The 2031-nt window shown below is 43.6% G+C and carries 3 protein-coding genes and 1 pseudogene; all 4 read left to right on the top strand.

Features of this window, described 5'->3' with window-relative positions; all coding sequences use genetic code 11:
- Positions 1 to 356, top strand: a pseudogene (locus L650_RS0107755) (hypothetical protein); the annotation flags it as partial.
- 11 nt (positions 357 to 367) lie between these two features.
- Positions 368 to 994 carry a LysE family translocator gene (locus L650_RS0107750; RefSeq protein WP_029772760.1) on the top strand — a complete coding sequence of 209 codons (627 nt, stop codon included), beginning with the start codon at positions 368 to 370 and terminating at the stop codon, positions 992 to 994.
- Positions 995 to 1009: 15 nt separating this feature from the next.
- The gene (locus L650_RS0107745; protein WP_029772759.1) at positions 1010 to 1504 is read left to right on the top strand and encodes a gamma-glutamylcyclotransferase family protein; all 495 of its coding nucleotides are present in this window, start codon (positions 1010 to 1012) and stop codon (positions 1502 to 1504) included.
- Positions 1505 to 1515: 11 nt separating this feature from the next.
- On the top strand, positions 1516 to 2031 hold a 516-nt coding region (locus L650_RS0107740; protein WP_029772758.1), incomplete at its 3' end, for a serine hydrolase domain-containing protein.

The following is a 2031-nucleotide window of genomic DNA, read 5'->3' as shown; positions in this document are numbered from 1 at the left end:
CTGTATTAATTCATCATGTTGGGGTGTTACCGCCAGGCGGTAAAGACTACTTGCCACAAGCGGCAGATGCGCTGGCCTGTTTTTTAGGGTTTGGGGTAATGATGAGCAACACTGTGTATCAATTTAAAGGCGGGTGTGGCTCGTGCTATAACCCTTATGCTAATCGTGAAGCGAAGCTCAGTGAAACCCATACCGTATTTATGCACGCGCTGATCAGTTATTTTAAAAACGATCGTGACTCTAAAAAACATTTAAAGCCACATTTGCGCAGCCAATTTAAAAAAGCCCAAAAAGAGATCAAAGCATTAGTTGATAACTCTGCTAATCCGCTATTGCTTGCCTATGCACCAACTTAAACCGGATACTTGTGAACTACTTAGACGAATTTTTACTGATTGCCATCGCCCACTTTTTTGCAGTAGCCAGCCCAGGCCCCGACTTTGCCGTGGTGCTCAAACAAAGTATACAGCAGGGCAGGCGTAACGCCCTATGGACAAGCGCTGGCGTGGGCGCTGCTATTTTATTACACGTAGGATACTGCGTATTAGGGGTTGCGCTAATTTTAACGCAATCGCCTAATTTATTTATGGCATTAAAGTATGTTGCGGGGGCGTATTTAGCCTATTTAGGCGTACAAGCATTAAGGGCTGCCAAACCACCGGTAAATAAAACAGACAACATAGAAAACAAAACAACCCCACAAGAAAGCGTATGGCATGCATTTAGGCGCGGCTTTTTAACCAACGCGCTTAATCCTAAAGCCACTCTCTTTTTTATGTCGTTATTTACCTTAGTTATTAGTGTAACTACACCAACTAGCGTGCAAATTGTGTATGGGGTTTATATGGCTCTGGCAACGTGGGTGTGGTTTTCTATGCTTTCTTTAGTGTTGTCAAAACCCAGTGTACGGGCGTTTTTTCAAAAAAGCGGCTATTGGTTTGACCGGGGTATAGGTGCTATTTTAATTGCTTTAGCCATTCGTGTAGTAATTTAACTCTAGGGAGAAGTCATGCCTATTTATAATTTTTCGTTTGGATCGAATATGTCCTCTAACCGCTTGCTTGCGCGTTTACCAAAAGCAAAGCGAGTTGGCACAGCTGTACTAAAAGGCTACGAGCTTACGTTTAATATGCTATTTAAAGATGGCTCGGGCAAGTGCAGTATACAAAAAAGTGATGACAAAAACGCCTTGGTATATGGCGTGGTGTATGAACTTGATGAAGCCGAAAAAGCAATTTTAGACACCATAGAGGGCCCAGGCTACGATTGCGTGGCTATTAAGCCCACTTTGTTAGATGGTGAGCAAATAGAGGCCCATTGCTATATTGCTAACACCCACGATAACGATGTACTGCCATACGACTGGTATATTCAGCACGTTCATCGCGGCGCGCTTGAGGCGGGCGTACCAAAAGAATACAGTGATGCAATACTTAATCGGCCGCATAAGCCCGATACAAATAAAGAGCGTGCTGATATTGAATTTGCAGTGCACCAAAAATAATAAGGATAATCATGAAACTCACCAAATTAGCCAGTTTAGTGTTGCTTGCCAGTGCCACTTTTAATAGTTGGGCACAAATTAATACCACGGACTTAGAAGAGGTCATTAACACCTCAATGGCACGCTTTGACGTACCGGGTATGGCGGTAGCGGTTGTGCAAGACGATAAAGTTGTATTTGCTAAAGGGTTTGGGACAAGCAACCTCAATACAAATGCAAAAGTGAACAAAGACACACTTTTTGGTATTGCCTCAAACACAAAAGCGTTTACCAGTGCAGCACTGGCTAAGTTGGTTGATGAAGGTAAGTTAAGTTGGGATGACAGGGTAATTGACTACTTACCTGAGTTTAGGTTGTACGACTCCTACGTCACCCGCGAAATGCGTGTTCGTGATTTATTAAGCCATCGCAGTGGCTTAGGGCTTGGGCAGGGAGATTTAATGATTTGGCCAAGTACTGATAAATCTATAGAGGCTATTTTAGCCGGCCTACAGTATTTAAAGCCAGCCAGCAGCTTTCGCAGCCAG

Source organism: Pseudoalteromonas sp. TB51 (genome assembly GCF_000498055.1).
Lineage (GTDB): Bacteria > Pseudomonadota > Gammaproteobacteria > Enterobacterales > Alteromonadaceae > Pseudoalteromonas > Pseudoalteromonas atlantica.
This window is presented reverse-complemented; position numbering and strand designations above follow the sequence as displayed.

Excerpts from the sequence above, each read along its gene's own strand:
- L650_RS0107745 (WP_029772759.1), top strand. The coding sequence starts at position 1,010 with ATGCCTATTTATAATTTTTCGTTTGGATCGAATATGTCCTCTAACCGC.